Origin of the sequence: Novosphingobium sp. THN1 (genome assembly GCF_003454795.1) — a bacterium.
Classification (GTDB): domain Bacteria; phylum Pseudomonadota; class Alphaproteobacteria; order Sphingomonadales; family Sphingomonadaceae; genus Novosphingobium.
This window is the reverse complement of sequence record NZ_CP028347.1, coordinates 911,345-931,338: the sequence shown is the minus strand read 5'-3', so window position 1 is coordinate 931,338 and position 19,994 is coordinate 911,345. Positions and strand designations below refer to the sequence as shown.

The following is a 19,994-nucleotide window of genomic DNA, read 5'->3' as shown; positions in this document are numbered from 1 at the left end:
GGGCCCGGCAGTTTGCCTACCGGTCCGTTTGCTGGGCGGTTACCGACCCCGTGGTCCTTACAGCTGCCATGTCGAGGAGATCAGATCACCAGCGCCTGTCGATAGGTCTGACGGGAGGCTGGACAGATCAGTGATCTGATCGGTAGCCGCCGCCGAATGAGCATCATCGCGACGATCATGAACACGACAACTGGTCGACCCATCCAGAAGATGAAGTTCGCCCGCATGCCGAAACCCTGGATCAGCTTCAATCTTGAAACTGGCGAACTCGTCACGGCAGAACGCATCGACGTGGGCAAGCCCGCGCCCGGTAAGTTCGTAGCACCCGTTGATATCTGGGTGACCCCGAAGCCGAAGGGCTAAGCGAGAGCAGCGGCAACTGACCCCACCAAGCTGAATTGGCCATCAAATCGGTCGGAGAGAAAGCCAAACCGGCGTCCTGAAACTCATCGTTCACTCATGGTGTGAGATGAATTGCTCGAATGACCGGGTCTGGGACGTTGCTGCCGTTATACGCGACTACTCGGCATGACCGGCGACGCCGAAACTGGTCATTCGTGTAATCGCGCAGTCTTATCAGCGTCCCATCGCCATGAGCGTTTCATCCATCCGATCGAAGAGCTTGTTCTCCGGCGGGTCTCCGGCGTCCGCACCCTCCAGCATGGCGCAGAGGTCGTCCATGCTGATAACCATTATGAATTTGCGGTCCTCCCGAAGATGTCCAGCACTTGCGGTTATCGCCGGCGCGGAGGCTCCTTCGCGGGCGACAACAATTGCGACGGTCCGGAGCCCAGCGCGAAATAGATACTTTGATGTGATGTCGACCTCGGCTTGGCCTATGGGTTTCTTGTAGTTTTTAGCTTCGAAAACGACGTAGCGGGTCGCAAAATCTGAAGCGAGTAGAGCCCAGAAGGAGTTTCGCTCGGGCCGGATCCGGCCGATCAAGTCCATCCGATGCAACCCGTCACAGCTATGCTGTTGCGGAACCAGTTTGTGGAGTTCCCGACTGAACAAAAACTGGATCGCCTCATAGCAAGCGGTTTCAAATGCCTGCCAGCCTGGCTTCCCCGCCGGGGTCGCCCGCAACTTTGCAGCAATCAACGCTCCTTGTAGCGTGTCCGCTGGGCGCCCAAGCGTCGCAGCGCCATAACTCTCGACTAATGTTTCACTTACGAGCTCTTCAAGTCGATCGAGAAAGTCAGGATTTCCTGCTGCGATACTTCGAAGATCGTTTAGATCCCAGAGATCGACATCCGGACCAGCAAACTGACGAAGGGCTTCGCGATCATTGGCATTGATTTCGAGCGAAAGGATCACAGTTCCTCGAGTGTAGTCGGTTTTCGCCAGCAACGTCTTCATGAAGGAAATGGCATCGCGGATTCGCGAACGCCAATCGCTTGGCCAGCGAAACATCTTGAATTCGACAGCAATCGGATCAGCTGTTGCCGCCGGGGTGAACGCGATGTCCGGGACGAAACGCATCATTTCCCATTCTTCCTCATCGGAAGGGCCTGCGTCTGGTTTCATTACGTGAGCTCGGCCCACGGTTGGCTGACCTAGGATTGCCGCCAAAAGATGTTGCCATTCCGCCTCGAGATTTATTGTCTCGATGTGCAGTTCCTTCATCGCTCCCATTTGCACCTCTTCAAGCAGGCTGATCGATGCAGCTCATCAGGCAACCAATCGATCGGGCTCGAAAGGAATGATTTGAGGGTCATAGCGTGTTGTTCCTGCCGGCGTACGTCCAAGCTCTACGGTTATGAGGCGATCCTCGGGGAAGGCCGGGCTGAGCTCAAGAGCCAGATAATCGAACAAGGGGCGCTCATGAACGGCGACGATCACCTGGCGACCCTCTACTTTTGCAAGTGTGCGCAGCAAGGCTGCGAACTGGGCGATATGCATTTCATCCATTGACTGAACGGGATCGTCGAGCACAAGCCATGGAAACGGCGGCTTGACCGACAAATGCAAGGCGATGAACAACGTCAACGCAGCAGTATTGAGATTACCTGCGCTGAGCATTGCACCAGGACGCCCATAGCGACCACCGTCGCGGTGCACAGTCTCCAACATCGCATTGACCGGCGCCTTCGGATCCTCCGGCAGCGTAAAGGCGGGGACAAACGGCTCGTTGGGGGCGAGCCGTACAAATAAGTCGCGCCAGATTGCGTTGAGGCGTTTGTTGAAAACGCGGCTGACAATGGCACCACGTGCGTCTTCGGCGGCAGCGCGCAAGACATTAGCTTCGTCACGGATCTTCTTGATCTCACGTTGCGCGGCCGAGATGGCGTCGCGGTTACCCTTGCGCCGTTGAGTCTCGGCGACGCTCTCTCGATCCTCAGCTGCAAGGCTCAACAGCTCGTCTACAACAGCCATAGCCGTCGCGCGGTCGTCTCGCCGCGCGGCTAATTGGGCCTGTTCCGCCTCAAGTCCCGCTATCACGCGGCTCAACGCCGCCGGAGTGGTTTCGGTATCCGCAATCGGAGCGGTCGAGATGCGTTCGCACAACGTCTTCAACTGGTCGCGGATTTCTCGGGCAGAGGATTCATGCAGCCTTAGCCTTGCGGCACGACCCGATGCCTCAGCATGGGTTCTACGTATCGCACCTCCTTGCGCTGCGCCAGAACGGCTGTCGGCGAGCAGCGCTTGAGCCCGTCGGAGCGCGGCGATCTGCTGCTGCAGTGAGGTCTGGGCCGTTGCTTCCAGCATGCGACCGGCGTAAATGCCTCGCTCACGTTCAATCTGGGCCAGTTGCTGCTGCGCAGCCTGACGCTCCGTGCCGAGTGATTGTACTTGCTCTGCTTGCTCGACTAGCCTCGCAATCTTCGCTCTTACATGCGACGCAAGCGTGTCGCCCGTCACTTCGCTATAGTCGCGGTCGCAGACGGGACAGTTTTCGGTGTGAACATGCGGAAGCACCGTGGCGAGTGCCTGGCCGAGGCCAGCGGTCTCTTCTGCGTAATCTGCCATACGGCCTTCAATTACGATCATTCGGGCTTGCAACTGGCGCGTATTCTGGTCGATCTGTTCGACCTTATTTGCCGCCGCTTTTGCGGCGTTCAGGCTTGCGTCTAGGCGCGACACCTCGCGTTCAACGCGACTATTGGCTTCTGACCACGCGGCGCTGGGGTCCCCGTCAGCTGGATCGGGCAGGTCTGGGAATTGTTCGCGGAGCGAGTTGATCGCCTCTGCAAGCTGACGGCCTGCACCTGCATCATACATCGCCAGCGCTCGAGCGCTTTCGGCTTCGGCCGCCTCGATCCGTGCCCGGCTGTCCCCGGGATCCTCGAGTGATTCCCAGTGCGCGCGAAGCGAGACAGCTTCGCGCAGGATCTGCTCAATCAGGCTGACTTTCTCGCGATCCGGATCATCGCGAAGCGCCTGCGCGGCTTCGTTCAGGTCTGGGGAGAGATTGAGCCGATTTTGGTAAACTGACCATTCGGTGTTGAGCACGTCGCTTCGCGCCCGGCGCGAGCGGTTTGCCAAACTCGCCTGTGTCGCTGCAGCCGCAAGATCTCCGTCAATGCGTTCGACCTGCTCTAAGCGCGGCGTCAGCTTGAACATGCGACGCTTGTGTCCGGCCGGGTGAAGCCCGTCTATCAGTGCCTCCAACTGATCGAGCCCGAGCAAATCCTTTACAAAACGGGTGAGCGGCGTGTTCGATTGATCACGCGAAGCCGGGCTTTGATAGATGTCGAGCAGCCGCCCGAGCGTTGACTGCGATAGATAACAGCGCTCAACATAGAAGGCACGCTGTGCTGGATCGAGCAGGGCAGTGCCTTTGATCCGACCTGGATGGAGCTCAAACGCTGCGGCCGGACGCGCTAAGCCGGCGGCCTTAAGCGTGATCGAGGCCGAGGAAGCATCGCGATTGACGAGATGCCGCTGAACATTGGCATCGTTTCGGCGCAGCCCGGCAACATCGCCGGTCAATGCCAACTCGAGTGCAGAAACAACGCTCGTCTTGCCCGCACCGTTCGGCCCATGAATCAGCACGATCTGCGCATCGAGCGGGATCACAAGCTCGCCTTTGATGCTGCGGAAGTCTCGGATCGTGAGTTCTGAAAGCTGAGGAATCATGCGCCAATGTCCCCCGCCCGGCTGTCGAGCACGGCTTGGACGCGGCGACGCAGTTCTTCTCGGACGGATGCACCGCCGGCCTCTGACGCCCCCAGATAGGCGATGGCCGAACGCGTATTGGCGCGAGGCAGCCGTTCGGTCACTTCCGCTCGCCAATCGCTCTGAATATTGTCGGCGTCTGGAAGACGCAGCGGCAACAACACGGCCAGCCAATCGCGCAGTGTGGACTCAGCATTCGGACCTATAAGGGTACCAACCGGCAACACTCGGCACACCCGCATAAGGCTCTCCATCGCTTCGGCCGAGAGTTGCTGGCCGACCAATATCACTGTGAGAGTACGCCGGGATCGGATCACATCGAGCGCGCGGCTGAGGGCCAAGATCTGTCGACGGAACCGTTCTTCATTGCCGATCGTCGTGTCCGAAAGGACGATCAGATCGAGCGACCGGTCGGCTGTCAGAACCGCATCGAACGAAAAATTAGCTGATCCGATCGGTAGTGGATGACTCGCCTCGCGATATCCATGCGCCTTCAGCAACGCGATTGCGGTTTCCAAGGGTGTCACAGCGCGGCTGCCCGCTTGAAGAGCTCGAGCATGTCAGTATCGTCCTCCGAATCCGCAAGCAGGCCGGACATACTGACCTCCCGCATTGCTTGGCGCCCCGTACGCCCGGGTGCTCTGACCGGTGATCGTTGTTGGCGACCGGCGGGCGATGCGCTCAAGATTAACACAGCATCGTTCTGCTCGAGATCGAATATCCCTTCGGCCATCATTTTGACCGCGACCTCGTCGTTGGCCGCAACATAGATCGGCGTCGTGCGACCGCCTGACCTCACCGTGATCGGTGGTGTGTCCGGCGCTGGCGCTTGCGCCTCAACGGCCCAGCTTCCGTCAGCATCGCCATTGCCCAGCAAAGCCATTACCACCGCCGCCTGCCTAAGCCCCATGCTCGCTGGCAGTTGGGACACGCGCTGGAGGGGCGTCGGAGTGATTGGGTGATAGGGAAGCGCTGGATCGGCGCGTCCTGCATGATAGAGATGGAGCACGGTCGACTGAATAGCAACGAAGAGCCGGGTGAACGCAAGACGATCGGGTTCAGCGCCGCTGGCGATCTTGTCCCGAAGCCTTCGAATGCCCGCGTGCAGCGCCGAGCGCGCCGCGTCGGTCCAGTTCGGTACTGCGAGATCGCACAGAGCAGTCAGCTTGAGAGCGTAGACCTCAAGAAGTAGCGCGAGCAGCAAGGGCTTGCCATACGCCCGACAGCGGGCGGACGCCTCGATCGCCACGCGGTTGGCCTGATAGTCGTTGGGGTAGACACTGCTCAGCACGAGCTTCTGCCCTTGACTGAGCTGGTCTTCTGCAAAGACAAATGCTGGGGGTGGGTTTCCCCAAGCCCACTGGCTGTTCTGATAGGCGTCCATAAACATCTGCTGGACATCGACGTCTTGCGCGGAGAAGCCGATCATGAGCGTGCGCCGCTGCTGAATCAGACCGATCAGATGGTGGCGCATCGCGCCGTAGCTAGCATTGTTGTGGTAATTCACGATCTGCTGCAGCCGCGCGATCAGCAGTGGGCGATAGATGGGCGGCGCGGTTGCGGCGAGCGCCGCGCATCCATGAAACTTGAGTAGCTTGACATCCGCTCCCGCTGCCTGGAAGTCAGCCGCTTGGATGCACACATCGAGCAGCGCATTGCCGCCGGTCAATTCACGTTCTGCAGCTTCAATGAGATAGTCCCAGTTTGCCGACGAGATATTATTGAACGCGCTTTCTAGGGCCAGCATCACAATACATAGATGCTCGACATCGGGATCTTCGGTAGTGAACGTGTTCGGCACGTCGACCGCCGTCCAAAGCAAAAAATCTTCCTCATCCTCGCCTTCGAGGAGGGTGCTCAGCACTTGTGAGTATTTTCCAGCAAGTCGCGTCAGGATGGCGTAAGAATTATCAGCTGGCCATGCTGCCACAGGCTGATCCAGGTCTACCAGGGCGCGCTCTGGCGCAGTCAATTCCTCGAGGATTTCGTCAAGCGCACGATTGAAGCGGCATTGCGGATTGGCCATATCGCGACGCTCTCGCAAATAGTCGAGCACGCGCGCGATAACACCACGCACGCCGACGATCCGGTCGAGCGAAATTCCAGACCCGAGCCAGAGAACATAATCGCGCCTGGCTACACCACGAGCGAGGCCAGCATGCTCGCCATCCAGCATTGCCAAAGTTTCTAGAATGGTAATCTCGTGCGCTGCAGGCATTTCGCCCCCGATGATCAAACCTACATATTTCCAATTCAATTTCCAGCAGCAACGCGATCGAACTAGTGCGCTCGATGACCCCGCACCGTCCTCATCAGCTACTGTGCCACCAGTTGGCATGGGATAGTCGGACACTGCTTCGAGATCGGAGAGATCCTTGCCATCATCGCAAGAAAACGGACACGGAGTTCCATGGGGTGCGCGATGGCGCGGCGATTCTCAACCATCTGTTGCCCCTGTTCATTGATCTGATGATGGACAACTCAAACGAGGACTGGACGACGCCCCTCTATCCCGCCATCGAGGAATGAATGACCATTTCTGTCGCATCATCGCTGTAGGAATCGCAGCATGACGCAAATTCGCACCGCCACTCGCCGTTTTGGCCTGTCCAAATCCAAGATCACCGCTTTCGAGCAATGCCCCAAGAAGCTGTGGCTCGCGACCCATCGCCCCGAGCTTGCGGAGCAGGACGATGGGGCCGAGGCGCGGTTCGCGACCGGTAATGCCGTGGGCGAGATTGCCTGCGCGCTTCATCCGGGCGGCGTGATGGTCGATCCTCCGTCGTTGTCCGAAGCGCTGGCCAAGACCTCCTCGCTCATTTCAGGAGGGCATCCTGGCCCAATCTTCGAGGCGACCTTCGAGCATGATGGCGTGCTAGTGCGGGTCGATGTGCTGGAACGGCTCGAAAGCGGGGGCTGGGCAGCGGTCGAAGTCAAGAGCTCGGGCAGGGTCAAGGATTACCACCGCGGCGATCTCGCCACGCAGGTCTGGGTCATGCGTGAGGCGGGGATCAGCCTGCAGCGCGCGGCCATCCGCCATATCGACACCAGTTTCGTGCTGTCACGCGAGGGCGACTACGCGGGGCTCTTCACCGATGCCGATCTGCTCGCCGACTTGGAGGACGCCATCGCGACTCGCCCTACACTGGTGGCGGAGGCGCGCGCCACTTTGTCCGGAGGGAACCGCAGCGCGAGATGGGCGATCATTGCGGCGCGCCGTTCAGCTGCGAGTTTACCGCTTATTGCGGCCGCGACCTCCCGCAAGGCCCTGAATGGCCCGTGACCCTGCTCCCCTATGGCGGCGGCAGGCGCTGGCTGGAGCGCGGGGTCGAGGACCTGCTCGACTTGGTCGAGACCGACCTCAACGACCGCCACGCACGCATCCTTGCCGCCACGCGCGATGGCATCCCGTTCCACGATGCCGCAGGGGCGCGTAAAGTGATGGCTGAATGGGGCTGGCCGCGCGCCTGGCTCGACTTCGAGACTGTCGCCCCCGCGATTCCGCGCTGGGTCGGTACCCGCCCGTTCCAGCAGATCCCGTTTCAGTTCTCCCTTCACCTCGAACAGCGCGGCGGGCGCATGACCCATCATGAATTCCTGAGCTGCGACGGCAGCGACCCGCGCCGGGCCTGCGCCGAAGCGCTGGTGTCAAACATCCCCGAGGGTGCCACGATCATCGCCTACAACGCCGCCTTCGAGCGCAGCGTTCTACGCGAGCTTGCAGCATCCTTCCCCGATCTCTCCTCCCGTCTTGAAACGATGGCCGAGGCGACGGTCGATCTTCTGCCAGTCGCTCGGAACCACTGGTATCACCGTGATCAGCGCGGCAGCTGGTCGATCAAGGCTGTGCTCCCGACCATCGCTGCCGAGCTGGATTACGGCGCCCTCGAAGTGAAGGATGGCGGTGATGCGCAGGCGGCATGGTTCGAAGCTGCCGATCCTGCCTGCGATCCGCTGCGGCGCGAGGCGCTGGAAGAAGCGCTCAAGGCTTATTGCGCGCGCGATACGTGGGCGATGGTCGCGGTGGCGCGGGCGCTGGTGGGAAGTTGATGGAGGGGCACCGGGTTTTGTTTCCGCACTGGAGGACCTCGACCGAGCGTGCTGCACCTCAGGGCTGGCTGACCAAGCCGGGGATGGGAAACTACGAGGGCTCCCATGCCGACCAGACCCGGGACCAGATTGAGGAGGCGGGTCTCGCCCGATAATCTGGCGCCGTGCTTCTGGTGGTCAGGCGAATTACCATTCGCAAGCTTAGGCACGAAAAATCTGAAGCTTTATCATTTCGATGACCAAATCTGTCGTATCGCGATGCGACAGTGGGTGATGTGCAGAAAAACAGGGATAGACGAGTGAGAGAGGCTGAATTCAAGGCTTGGCTGGTGGCCCAAGGTTATGCGCCGACATCCATTGCCACGTGGCTCTCGGACGGACGCAAGGTTGACAGTGCTTATGGTCTAGATGAGCACTTTGATCGGGACGGCGGTGCTTCGATGCTTGCCGAGATGGCCTATTCGCGAGCCGACGAAGCAGCGGGTGCGTCTAACCCGAGTGCAATTGATCTCAGCGGATCGTTCTACGCCAATCTTTCCGCATGCCGTGCAGCTGCCCGGGCCTATTTCCGCTTCCGCAATTCCGAGGCTCGTCCACAGGGCAGGTTTGGCGAGCTCGACCGGGAGGCGGTTCTCGAGGCGGTGGCCGCATGTGACGCCGTTGGCGACGTTGCCCAGTATGTCGCTGATCTCGATCTCGGGCAGCCGACCAGATACTGGCTCGTTCTGGACGGCAAGCGCTACCCCAGCAAAGCCGTCGTACGCGATGCTTTGGCGAGACGCGGCAGTGACTGGCTGCCTGGCGGCGGTGAATGCAAGACCGCGCTCGAGCGCCTCGGCTTTGTCGTCATCGACTGGCCCGAACTCAACCGCGCTCGCGATGCATTCCTGCGCCAGATGCCGGATTTCAGCGATTTCCGTGCCGCTGCCGGCGCCTACTGGGATGTGGAACGCGCCTACAAGAACGGACTGATCGAGCAGGCCAAGGCAATCATTGCACGGCAGGATGACGACCGCGCGGTTGGCGAAAGCCTCTACCGGCTGCTTTCGGTGGGCGGTTCGGGCCTGCCGCTGAGCTGGCGGACACTGTCCGAAGTCCAGAACGCCGATCCCGAGCTGCGCGACCGTTTCTACACCTCGCTGGGGGTGCTTGCTCGCAGTGATGGCCCGCTCGAAGAAGCTGTCCCGGCCGCGGCGCGCGAGCTCGAAGCCCTGCGTGAAGCGGGCATTGCAGGGCTGCGCCGGGGCGAGGTGCTCTCCATTCCGATTACCGTCTGGGCCACTTTGCACCCCGACCAGGCGAGCTGGTTCAAGATCGCCAAGATCGACGAGATGGGGCGGCGGTTGTTCGGCCGCAGGCTGTTCCCGCAAACCGAGTTCCGCGACACTGATCTTGCCGAATGGCTGCAGTTGATGCGGGCGCTGTTCGGGTTGCTCGATAAGGAATTCGGGTGGCACCCGCATGACCTGTTTGATGTGCAGGGGTTCATCTGGGTGGTCGGCAATCCGGATTCCCCCGCGAACTCGATCCGGTGCCCGTCTGGATGGTGACCTCGCTGTGGGGGCAAGAGGACGGCTTGCCGCGCTTCGTCGAGCGGGCAGAGTGGAGCTTGCTCACTGACACCGGCAGCGCGAACAACCGCCGCGTCCGCGAGATGCAGGTCGGTGACCGGATATTCCTCAAGGATTTCGTGCCGCGCGCCCGCGATCTGCCCTTCGATGCCGGAACGGGGATCGTCACCGCGCTGCGTTTCCGCGCCGAAGGTACCATCACTGAGGTGAGTGAGGACGGCCTCCGGGTCGGTGTCGACTGGCAGGTGTGGCCGGAACCGCGCACTTGGTTCTTCTACACCAACAACGACGCGGTCTGGCGGCTGCGCGACCCCGGCGACAGCGCCTACGCCGATCAACTGCGGCGGTTCCTGCTCGACGGCGAACCACAAGACCACGCCCTGTTTCTGAATGATCCCTTCTGGCGCGACCGCCTGTTCGGTGCCGGAGCAAGCGACGAGGTGCAGACCATGCAACCCACAAACCTAATCCTGTACGGCCCGCCGGGAACCGGCAAGACCTATAGAACGGCCCAGGAGGCGGTGCGGTTCTGTGGCGAAGCGGTGCCCGAGGATCGCGACGAGCTGATGCAGCGCTACGAGGAGCTGTCCAAGGCAGGCCGCATCCGCTTCGTGACCTTCCACCAGAGCTTTAGCTACGAGGAATTTGTCGAAGGTCTGCGGCCGGAAACCTCCCCCGCCGATGAGCAAGAGGGGCCTGTGGGTGGGTTCCGTCTCGACCCGGTTCCCGGATATTCCGTGAACTGTGCGCAGTTGCGGAGGAGGCTCGCAAGCGTCCAAAAGCCAATCAAGCCGGTTTCGATTTCACCGGACGCAAATTCTGGAAGATGAGCCTTGGCAGGGTGGGCCAACAGGACAGCGTCTATGATCGAGCCATCGAGGATGGTCACATTTCCCTTGGCTATGGCAGGGACATCGACTGGTCGGATGAGCGTTTTGCGACGCTCGATGCGATCCGCAATGAGTGGGAGAGTGCTCCGCGTGAAGATGACCGTCCGAGCAATTACCGTCAGCTTCACCCTTTCCGCAACGAACTAAAGGTTGGCGATATCGTCATTGTCCCCGCCAGTAACCGGACATTCCGCGCTGTCGGCGAGGTGGTCGGCGACTATTACTATGAGCCGGAAGGGGAGCCGACCTATTATCACAGGCGCCGCGTCCGGTGGCTGGTTGTCCTCGATGAACCTCTTCCGCTCGATACGATCATCGAGGGGGATTTCATGATGCGATCCTTCTATTCGATCCCTGCCAGGCGGGTGAACCACGACGCATTGGCCCGCCTGATCCAGCCCGTCGCATCATCGGATGAGGGTTCTGCTGACAGCGGTGAGACACAGCAATTCGTCCTCATCATCGACGAGATCAACCGCGCCAATGTTTCCAAGGTGTTCGGTGAGCTGATCACGCTGATCGAACCGGACAAGCGGCTCGGCATGCGCAATGCGCTCAAGGTGAGGCTGCCTTATTCCAAGCGCGAATTCGGCGTGCCGGCCAACCTGCACATCATCGGTACGATGAATACCGCCGACCGCTCGATCGCGTTGCTCGACACGGCGCTCCGCCGGCGGTTCCGGTTCGAGGAGATGGCGCCGGACACCGCGGCCCCGGCGTTCATCGGTGCGGAGAGCTCGACCGGACTGCCGCTTGGCGCTGTGCTCAACACCATGAACCGGCGGATCGAATACCTCGTCGATCGCGATCACCGGATCGGGCATGCCTTCTTTATCGACTGTAATACCAAGGCTGATGTCGATGCGGTGATGCGCGACAAGGTGATCCCGCTGCTGCAGGAATACTTCTTTGACGACTGGAACCGGCTCGCGGCCGTGCTCGGCGAGAAGGACAAGGGCGGCAATTTCCTCACCTGTGAGATCATTGAGGATCCGATGTGCGAGGGTGGAGAGCCGCTTAAAAGCTGGCGGGTGCGTTCGAGCTTCGATGAGGGTGCCTACACCCGGCTCGTCTCCGTGCGGGCCGCATCACCCTCCGATGTGGAGGACGAAGCTTGAGCGGGGCACAGCCGATTTTCCTCCCCGGCGTGCCCGAAGACAAGGTGCGCGAAGTCTACGGACACGCCGCTGGCAACGAGATTGCCAGCGGCAAGTTCGCCAGCCCCCAGAGCAGTGCGGCCCTGGCGGCAAATGGGTTCGGATGGTTCCTTGATCGGCCCTCCGATTGCCCGCTGTTTCCGCCTCTCGCCGACCTCGGCGGCCCCGTCCGCGCTGTTGAGATCGAGCGCGAATTTCGTTTCCCGTGGAGCGGGGGGCGTCATCCGTGGCTCGATGCGGTGGTGTGGACCGACACCCATGTGATCGGCGTCGAATCCAAACGCTACGAGCCTTTCAGAGGCAGCAAGGTTGCAGAGCTGGCAGACGCCTATGACCGCGATGTCTGGGGCGAGGCAATGCAAGGCTGGTGTGCCATGCGCGACCTGCTGCGGACCGATCCCCGACGCTATAAGCATCTCGACGCCGCGCAACTGGTGAAGCACGCGCTGGGCCTTGCGACCGAAAGCAACCGCTCGGGCCTGTCGCCCGTGCTGGTCTATCTCTACGCCGAGCCGCAAGATGCCTGCCGCAGCCCGCAAGAGGCTTTCCTCGCCCACCGCCGTGAGATCGAGGATTTCCACGCCATCGTCAGCGGCAATCGGGTGCACTTTGCCGCCTGTTCGTGGCGCGGATGGCTGGCCTGCTTCACCAGAGAGGCAACCAATCATGCTCGCGCGGTGCGTGAGACCTTCGCACCGTGACGCATCTGACGATCCACGAATGGGGCCATGTCCGGTTCGGCGATCACGGCCTGACCCGCGCACACGCCCATGCGCTCCACGCGGCTGCTTGCGAGCACCCGCTGGCGCATGAGGATGCGACGAACATCCTCGTCCTCGGGCGCGATCGGATCATTGCCCGCCAGATGGTCGGTATGGTCTCGGCCAAGGGATGCAGCCTTGAGATCCTGCCCAAGGTCGATCCCGATACCGGGTCGGGGAGAGCGACGAGACCGTGCGCAGCCGTCTCGTGCGGATGCTCGATGTTGCTCTCGGGCTCGACCTCGATATCGGGGCCGAGGCCGCCATCGCCCGCCAGAAGAACACCCTGCTCGAAATCCTGATCGACGCCTTTGCCACGCGCCTGCTCGCCGAGGTGCGGCGCGGGCTGCCGCGGGCCTATCGCCAGTGCGAGGAAGATCTACCGGCCCTGCGCGGTCGGCTCGATATAACTCGTCAGTTCACCCGCAATGCGGTGCGGCCCGACCGGCTCGCCTGCCGCTTTGACCAGCTGGAGGCCGACACGCCACTGATGCGGATCATGGCGGCGGCGACCGTGTTCCTGGCCCGTCACACCCGCTCACTCGCCACCCGGCGCACGCTTGACGAGTTGCGACATGCTCTGGCCGACATTCCGCTGCTACCAATCACGCGGCTGCCGTGGCAAGCGGTGCGGATTGATCGCACCAACCGGCGCTGGGAGGCGCTGTTCCGGCTCGCCCGCCTGCTGCTTCAGCGCGACTGGCAGGCTACTCACCATCAGGCCAAGGCCCCTGAGGGTCTGACCCTGCTTTTTCCAATGAACGACCTGTTCGAGAAATACATCGCTGTGCTGCTGCGCCGGGCGCTGGCGGGGAGCGGGATCGAGGTGATCGACCAGGGCGGCCACCGTGCCTGCCTTGGCTCCTTTACTGGCGGGCATCTCGAGACCGGCGAGGTGTTCCGCACCAAACCTGACATCATGCTGCGGCGTGGCCGCGAAATTTTGGCCATCATCGATACCAAGTGGAAGAAGCTCAGCCTCGACCCGCTCGACCGTAAGCACGGGGTGAGCCAGGCTGATGTCTATCAGCTCATGGCCTATGCGCGGCTCTACCAGACGGCCGAGCTGATGCTGCTTTACCCAGCGCGACCGGGACAGGTGTGCGCGGAGCGTGCGCAGTTTGGCATGGCGGGCGGGAGCGAGCGCCTCAGAATTGCGACGGCGGACGTCTCGCTCGACGAGAAGGATCTGGCCGAGGCTCTCAAAGTGCTGGTGATGGCGTCCGCCAAGGCTTCTCCGTTACCGCTGGCGGTGGGATAGCGAAGGCGCGATGACACGTAACGCGAAGCTCGACCGGCTGCTGACGCTGGTCAAGGCGCTGGGCGAAAGCGCAGAAGGCTTGACCCTCGACGAGATGGCACAAGTGATCGGCGCCAACCGCCGAACGGCCGAGCGGCTGCGTGATCTGATCCTCGTGCACTTCGATCTCGAGGAAAGCGTCGACGACCGCCACAAGCGCTTCCGCATCCCGGGCACGCTGCCCTCGCCGTTCACCCAGCCCAATGTCGCCGAGATCGCAGCCCTGCAATCGCTCGCCGACACTGCACGCAAAGCAGGCTCGGTGCAGGCTCCGCTGCTCGAAAGCCTGGTCGGCAAGGTGCAGGCGGGGCTGAGGCGCGAGGTCAAGAGCCGCATGGCGCCCGATCTCGACCCGCTCGTCCGCCTCCAGCGCCATCATGTCCCCGCCGGCCCGATGATCGAACACGTGCCGGAGACTGTGGCTCAGGTGCAGGGTGCGATGATGGCCGGGATGTGCCTCGAATTCGATTACCTTGCCGATGGGGCTGCAGAGCCGAAGTGGCGGCGGGTCATTCCGGTCGGCCTGATCCACGGGCCTGCGACCTATCTGATCGGCAAGATCCCAGGCCGTGATTTCGAACCTGCCCCCTACCGTCTCGATCGCATCACTTCCGCGCGCGTTAGCAATCAGCCGGGCGCAGCGGGCGAGGATTGGGACCTGGACCAGTGGATGAGCGCAAGCTTCGGCATCTGGCGCGAGGAAGGCTACGAAATCGTCCTCCGCGTTGCTCGCGAAAGTGCAGATCGCGCGCGCAAGTGGCGTTTCCATCCGCAGCAGATGATCGAGCAGGACGGCGAAGAACTGATCGTGCGGTTTCATTCCGGTGGCCTGCGCGAGATCGCCGAGCACCTGTTCACCTGGAGTGGTGAGGTACGAATAGAAGGTCCGGAGGAGTTGCGCGAGATGATGCGCGAAAGGTTGTCGGCGGCTGGTCGGGCCGTGGTTTAGTTTTCCCAGATTGGTCGCTGCAATTGTTTGAATGGCGGCTATGATGGTCAAAGTACTCAAGGGGTTGTCATGAACGTTTTCGAACTCGATGCTGATCTGATTGCCAGATACGAGAAGTTCGCGCGTTCGTTCACCTCGATCCGTGCTGAAGATCTGCGGGGCCAGATCGATGCCGTTTATGAAGGTGGAAAATTCTGGCCCGAGCCGCTGATCGGGCTCAACCCGGAGTTCAAGCGCGGTCGCTCGGTCGCCGATCTTGCCCGGCAAGGGGTGGTCGACCCCGATCTTGAGACCGTCTTCGCACTCGGTACTCCCCGCACGCCGATCAGCTTGCACCTGCATCAGGAGCAGGCGCTCATGAAGGCGCTGCAAAGCCGCAACTACATCGTCACGACCGGCACGGGCTCGGGCAAATCGCTCTGCTTCTTCGTGCCGATCATCAATCGGATCCTTGCCGCACGACGAGCGGGCGAACCGCGCCGGACAAGAGCGATTGTCATCTATCCGATGAACGCGCTGGCCAATTCACAGCGCGAGGAGCTCGAGAAATTCATCGAGCATTGCGGCTTGGACTCCAGCCTGAAGCCGACCTTTGCGCGTTACACCGGTCAGGAACAGGACAGCGAGCGCAAGGCGGTGGCTGCCAACGCGCCGGATATCATCCTGACCAACTTTATGATGCTCGAGCTGCTGATGACGCGGCAAGATGAGGTCGATCGGCAGGTCATCGAGAATATGAAGGGGCTCGAGTTCCTTGTTCTCGACGAGCTTCACACCTATCGCGGCCGTCAGGGTGCCGACGTTGCCATGCTTGTTCGTCGCGTGCGCGAGCGCATGGGCTCCGAGAAGATGCTGTGTGTCGGCACTTCAGCCACAATGGCGTCCGGCGAGGAAGATGCCGGGCGGGATGCTGTCTCAAAGGTCGGAAGCATCCTGTTTGGAAGCCCTGTCCTCTCCGAAGACGTGATCACGGAAAGCCTCGTTCGTCGCACTGAAGGCACGCCATCCGATGCCGCTTTGCGAGCGGCCGTTCTGGAACCATCCAAGGCTGCCACCTTCGAAGAGTTCGCTCTTGATCCACTCGCTTGCTGGATCGAGATGAATATCGGACTTGATGGCGGCGAAGTGCTGAAGCGTGCGACCCCGCGCACGTTAACCGAGGCAGCGGATTCCCTTGCGCAAGCCACACAACTGGAGCCAGCGGAGTGCCGCTCCGCTCTGGCTGACAGGCTGATAGCCATGAATGAATGTCGCAATGACCGCGACCAGGCCTTCATGGCGTTCAAGCTCCATCGTTTCTTGTCCGGTGCGGGTACTGCGCATACGACGCTGGCGCCATCCGGTAGCCGCCGTGTGTCACTGGTTGGTGAGAAATTCGACCGGGAGGAAACTGAGGCCCGGCTCTATCCCGTCTATTTCTGCCGAGATTGCGGTCAGGAAGTCCATAGCGTCTCGATCGACAACTGGGGCAGTGTCATCGCTCGCCCTATCGACGTCGCGCCCCGTCCTGACGGAACAGACGGAGACATCGAACACGGCTTTCTCGTGCCCGATTCGAGCGGCGATCTCAATTTTGCGGGCGATGTCGAAGATTATCCCGACAGCTGGCAGGAGACCAGCGCAACAGGGCAGCTTCGTCTCAAGAACTCCCATCGCGGCAAACACGATGGCCGCCGGATGTACCTTGGCCGGGACGGGCGGCATGACCCGGAAGGGCTGCTATGCTGGTTCTTCCTTGGTCAGTTTCGTTTCTGCCCGCACTGCAAGAGCCAGCCCGCGCCTCAAGCGCGTGATATCAACAAGCTGGCGGGACTTTCGGCCGAAGGCAGGAGCTCCGCGACGACGCTCATCACAACGGCAGCGCTGGACTGGATGGAGCGGGCTGGTCAACCGGTCGAGATCCATCGCCGCAAACTGCTCGGCTTCACCGATAATCGGCAGGACGCAGCGCTTCAGTCAGGTCATTTCAACGACTTCATCTTCGTCACATTGCTGCGCGGCGCCATGCTCCAGGCGGTAAGGTCCGCGGGCGAAGATGGCCTCTCCCACGAGGAATTCGGGAATGCGCTCCGTAAAGCACTCGGCTTCGATCCTGATCTGCAGGAGCGCCGGACAGAGTGGATGCTCGATCCGGACCCCGTGAGCTTTTCCGCAATCGACGAAGCCAAGAAGTCGATCAACAGGGTGCTGGCACACCGGCTTTGGAATGACCTGCGCAGAGGGTGGCGCTTTACCAACCCGAACCTCGACCAACTCGATCTGATCAAGATCGTCTATCCTGGGATCCGGATGTTGGCCGGGGATCAGGCAACATGCTCGGGCGCGCACCGCGAGCGCATGAGCGAAATCGAAGAACGCGGCTTCTCGATACTGTCACAAGTTCCGGCAGACAAACGCGAGAAGATGTTTCGCCAGCTGTTTGACCATATGCGGCAGGGCTTGGCGATCGCTGTCGATGCACTCGATCCCAATGAACTCGAAGCGGTGTCGATCAAGTCGCGGCAGTTCCTCAAAGACCCCTGGGCCATCTCGCAAGAGGAGCAGAATCACGACCTCAGCGCGCAGACAGCGCTGATCGTGGGTACGCAAGGCAGCAAGAACGACCGCATCGTCCGCGTTTCGGCGCGCGGTGGTCTGGCGCGAGCGATTGTGGCTGAGGTTGGTGACTTGCCCCTCGCTGATCGCGAGCCACTGATCGAGGCGATGCTGCTGGCAGCCGCGCGGCATCAGATGGCGCGCGAGTTTGCTGCCGGTCCGCTTGTGGGCTGGAGGCTTGCCCCAGGCGCCCTTCGAATTGTACCGGGCGATGGGCGGCCCAAGAAGGGTCAGGACAACCGTTTCTTCGCCGAGCTCTACTCCGATGTTGCCGCTCGGCTTGCCGCTCCCGGAGGGTTGCCCTTGGCCTTCGAAGCACGTGAGCACACCGCACAGGTCGATTCCTTGCTCCGCGAAATGCGCGAATGTCGTTTTCGCTTCGGTAACAGCGATAAACAGCGCATGGCCGAGATCGCCAACGATGCCAAAGTGATCGCAGAAAAGCGCGATTTCCTGCCTCTGCTCTATTGCTCGCCGACCATGGAGCTGGGCGTCGACATCTCCCAACTCAACGTCGTCTATCTGCGCAATGCACCTCCGACCCCGGCCAATTACGCCCAGCGTGCGGGGCGGGCTGGCCGAAGCGGCCAAGCCGCCCTGGTCGTGACGTACTGCGCTGCGCAAAGCCCTCACGATCAATATTACTTCGAGCGCCGGACCGATCTCGTCGCCGGGATCGTGAAGGCGCCTGCGATTGATCTGGTCAACCCTGACCTGCTGGCCTCGCACGTCAATGCTGAATGGCTTGCCGCCGCGCAGGAGGGGCTTGGCAAATCAATCCCTGAAAACCTCGATATGGACGATGAGGCTTTGCCGGTTTGTTCGCGGCTGATCGCGGCCTTCGAGACGGCAACGAGCGATATGGAAGCGCGCGAGCGGGCTGTCAGGATCGTTGGCTCGGCGCTCCCTGCGGAAGGCTCTTCGGTGATCGGCAGTCCCGAGGATTTTGTTACAGCGCGCTGGGACAGCGCGGGTCAGGCTATTGATCTTGCCTTCAAGCGCTGGCGCACACTCTATCGTTCAGCGAATGAGGAACGCCGGGAAGCGTCGGCGATTGCCGATCGCCCGGGTCTTTCGGCTCAGGAACGTAAGGATGCCCGGTCGCGCTATGTGGCGGCCGACAAGCAGGTCGAGCTGCTGGCCAAAGGCGTCTCATCGGCGAGTTCGGACTTCTATGCCTATCGCTACCTTGCGACCGAAGGGTTTCTACCCGGCTACAATTTTCCGCGCCTCCCGCTTTATGCTTTCGTCGACAGTGACCGCGGATCGGCGGTGCTGCAACGGCCGCGCTTCCTTGCGATTGCCGAGTTCGGGCCCAACAGTCTTGTGTATCACGAAGGCAAGGCGTTTAGCTGCAATCGCGCCAAGTTGCCTGCTGGCACCCGGGGCAACGATAACAAGCTCGTCACGACGACGATGCGCTGCTGTCACGCCTGCGGTGCTGCGCATAGCAGTGAGACCATCGAACGGTGCGTCGTGTGCCATGAGCCGCTGACCGAGGAGGGTCGGCTTTCCAAGCTTTACAGGATCGAGAATGTCGATGCCTCGCCAAGGTCACGCATCACCGCCAACGACGAGGACCGCCAGCGGCGCGGTTTCGACCTCAGGACGATCTTCGAGTGGGATCCGGCGCGGCAGGAAAGCCTGTTGTTAAAGACATCGGATGGGCCATTGGTGGCGCTGCGTTATGGCCCGCAGACCAAGCTCTCTCGTGTGAATCTTGGTTTGAGACGAAGGGCCCACAAGGAACACACAGGTTTCGATATCGATACGATCTCCGGCCGCTGGCTCAAGAATGAGGCGCAAGGCGAGGATGAGGGCCACGTCGATAACAGCGCGAAGCGTCAATCTATCGTGCCTGTCGTCGAAGACACCAAGAACGCGCTTCTGCTTAAGTTCGATCCTCTGATCGAGCTCGACAATAGTCAGATGGCAACCCTGCAGCATGCGCTCGTTCGTGCCATCGAAACCGAGCATGTGCTTGAAGCTGGTGAGCTTCTGGGTGAGCCATTGCCGACTAAGGATGACCGCCGAGCGATCCTCTTCTACGAGGCCTCGGAGGGCGGCGCGGGCGTGCTAAAGCGGTTGATGGACGGGCCCGAACGTTGGCGCCGCTTGGCCGAAGTCGCGCTCGATCTTATGCATTACCGCCTTGAGGACGGCAGGCTCGTCGAGAAAGAGGATGCCTGTGTCGCCGGCTGCTACCGCTGCGTTCTGTCCTACTACAATCAGCCCGATCATGAGATGATCGACCGGCGCGACGACGCAGTGCTTGATGCGCTTGTCGGGCTCGCCGCTTGCGAGAGAGACTGGCCTGCAGCCGGTCCTGCGGGAGCTGATCCACAATCTGACCCCTGGCTCGCCGCCTTTGCCAGCTGGGGGTTCCCGGCACCGTCGAGCGAGACCATCGCGGGGCTCGAGTATGCCATGGTCTGGCCCGGCCACATGGTGATGGCGGTTGCTCAGTCCCCATCGGAGGCCTTGCGTGATCGCTGCGCGGAGCTCGGCCGAGAATTGATTGCCCTGCCCGATGAACCCGGCACGAACCCGCCGTCAGATCTGGCGAATGCATTGGGAGTTTCTGCATGACATCCGTTTCCGT

At 61.3% G+C, this 19,994-nt stretch carries 15 protein-coding genes; 11 read left to right on the top strand and 4 right to left on the bottom strand.

The annotated features are described in order from the left end of the window. The first annotated feature begins 156 nt into the window (after window positions 1-156). On the top strand, window positions 157-363 hold the full coding sequence (locus tag C7W88_RS04580; RefSeq protein WP_118072662.1) for a hypothetical protein: 207 nt from the start codon (window positions 157-159) through the stop codon (window positions 361-363). A 213-nt stretch (window positions 364-576) separates the two neighbouring features. Here the strand turns inward: C7W88_RS04580 and C7W88_RS04575 are convergent, their stop codons facing one another. From C7W88_RS04575 to C7W88_RS04560, 4 genes are read right to left on the bottom strand one after another with little or no spacing between them, the layout of a single operon-like run. Beyond that, window positions 577-1,635 (bottom strand): hypothetical protein, encoded by a 1,059-nt coding sequence (locus C7W88_RS04575; protein WP_118072661.1) that lies wholly within the window; start codon window positions 1,633-1,635, stop codon window positions 577-579. 36 nt (window positions 1,636-1,671) lie between these two features. Then, on the bottom strand, window positions 1,672-4,080 hold the full coding sequence (locus C7W88_RS04570; RefSeq protein WP_118072660.1) for an AAA family ATPase: 2,409 nt from the start codon (window positions 4,078-4,080) through the stop codon (window positions 1,672-1,674). After that, entirely contained in the window at window positions 4,077-4,637 is a 561-nt protein-coding gene (locus C7W88_RS04565; RefSeq protein ID WP_118072659.1) for a hypothetical protein, read from the bottom strand. The genes C7W88_RS04570 and C7W88_RS04565 overlap by 4 nt, the downstream gene beginning before the upstream one ends. Window positions 4,638-4,642: 5 nt before the next feature. Next, complete coding sequence (locus tag C7W88_RS04560) at window positions 4,643-6,472, bottom strand: SIR2 family protein (protein ID WP_162895903.1); 1,830 nt, start codon at window positions 6,470-6,472, stop codon at window positions 4,643-4,645. A gap of 216 nt (window positions 6,473-6,688) precedes the next feature. Here C7W88_RS04560 and C7W88_RS23500 point away from each other — a divergent pair, with 216 nt between their 5' ends. The 10 genes from C7W88_RS23500 (at window position 6,689) to C7W88_RS04520 (ending at window position 19,981) form a co-directional block, all read left to right on the top strand. Beyond that, complete coding sequence (locus C7W88_RS23500; RefSeq protein ID WP_240344824.1) at window positions 6,689-7,402, top strand: Dna2/Cas4 domain-containing protein; 714 nt, start codon at window positions 6,689-6,691, stop codon at window positions 7,400-7,402. After that, on the top strand, window positions 7,399-8,169 hold the full coding sequence (locus C7W88_RS23495; protein WP_240344823.1) for a DUF2779 domain-containing protein: 771 nt from the start codon (window positions 7,399-7,401) through the stop codon (window positions 8,167-8,169). Before C7W88_RS23500 ends, C7W88_RS23495 begins: the two co-directional genes overlap by 4 nt. A gap of 299 nt (window positions 8,170-8,468) precedes the next feature. Further along, complete coding sequence (locus C7W88_RS04550) at window positions 8,469-9,719, top strand: hypothetical protein (RefSeq protein ID WP_162895902.1); 1,251 nt, start codon at window positions 8,469-8,471, stop codon at window positions 9,717-9,719. After that, window positions 9,701-10,570, top strand: coding sequence for a hypothetical protein (locus C7W88_RS04545; protein ID WP_205525249.1), 870 nt, complete (start codon window positions 9,701-9,703; stop codon window positions 10,568-10,570). Before C7W88_RS04550 ends, C7W88_RS04545 begins: the two co-directional genes overlap by 19 nt. Then, window positions 10,567-11,748, top strand: coding sequence for an AAA family ATPase (locus C7W88_RS04540; RefSeq protein ID WP_118072655.1), 1,182 nt, complete (start codon window positions 10,567-10,569; stop codon window positions 11,746-11,748). The genes C7W88_RS04545 and C7W88_RS04540 overlap by 4 nt, the downstream gene beginning before the upstream one ends. Further along, the gene (locus tag C7W88_RS04535) at window positions 11,745-12,488 is read left to right on the top strand and encodes a hypothetical protein (RefSeq protein WP_162895901.1); all 744 of its coding nucleotides are present in this window, start codon (window positions 11,745-11,747) and stop codon (window positions 12,486-12,488) included. The genes C7W88_RS04540 and C7W88_RS04535 overlap by 4 nt, the downstream gene beginning before the upstream one ends. Next, window positions 12,485-12,850 (top strand): hypothetical protein, encoded by a 366-nt coding sequence (locus C7W88_RS22535; protein ID WP_162895900.1) that lies wholly within the window; start codon window positions 12,485-12,487, stop codon window positions 12,848-12,850. Before C7W88_RS04535 ends, C7W88_RS22535 begins: the two co-directional genes overlap by 4 nt. Then, the gene (locus C7W88_RS04530) at window positions 12,763-13,809 is read left to right on the top strand and encodes an McrC family protein (RefSeq protein WP_118072653.1); all 1,047 of its coding nucleotides are present in this window, start codon (window positions 12,763-12,765) and stop codon (window positions 13,807-13,809) included. Before C7W88_RS22535 ends, C7W88_RS04530 begins: the two co-directional genes overlap by 88 nt. A 10-nt stretch (window positions 13,810-13,819) precedes the next feature. After that, window positions 13,820-14,797, top strand: a complete 978-nt coding sequence (locus C7W88_RS04525; protein ID WP_118072652.1) for a YafY family protein — start codon at window positions 13,820-13,822, stop codon at window positions 14,795-14,797. Between the two features lie 69 nt (window positions 14,798-14,866). Continuing rightward, window positions 14,867-19,981, top strand: coding sequence for a DEAD/DEAH box helicase (locus tag C7W88_RS04520; protein ID WP_118072651.1), 5,115 nt, complete (start codon window positions 14,867-14,869; stop codon window positions 19,979-19,981). Window positions 19,982-19,994 lie beyond the last annotated feature (13 nt).

Bases quoted from the DNA above. Each gene is read 5' to 3' on its own strand.
- C7W88_RS04575 (WP_118072661.1), bottom strand. From the start codon at position 1,635: ATGGGAGCGATGAAGGAACTGCACATCGAGACAATAAATCTCGAGGCG.
- C7W88_RS04530 (WP_118072653.1), top strand. From the start codon at position 12,763: ATGCTCGATGTTGCTCTCGGGCTCGACCTCGATATCGGGGCCGAGGCC.
- C7W88_RS04520 (WP_118072651.1), top strand. From the start codon at position 14,867: ATGAACGTTTTCGAACTCGATGCTGATCTGATTGCCAGATACGAGAAG.
- C7W88_RS23500 (WP_240344824.1), top strand. From the start codon at position 6,689: ATGACGCAAATTCGCACCGCCACTCGCCGTTTTGGCCTGTCCAAATCC.
- C7W88_RS04540 (WP_118072655.1), top strand. From the start codon at position 10,567: ATGAGCCTTGGCAGGGTGGGCCAACAGGACAGCGTCTATGATCGAGCC.
- C7W88_RS04570 (WP_118072660.1), bottom strand. From the start codon at position 4,080: ATGATTCCTCAGCTTTCAGAACTCACGATCCGAGACTTCCGCAGCATC.
- C7W88_RS04525 (WP_118072652.1), top strand. From the start codon at position 13,820: ATGACACGTAACGCGAAGCTCGACCGGCTGCTGACGCTGGTCAAGGCG.
- C7W88_RS04580 (WP_118072662.1), top strand. From the start codon at position 157: ATGAGCATCATCGCGACGATCATGAACACGACAACTGGTCGACCCATC.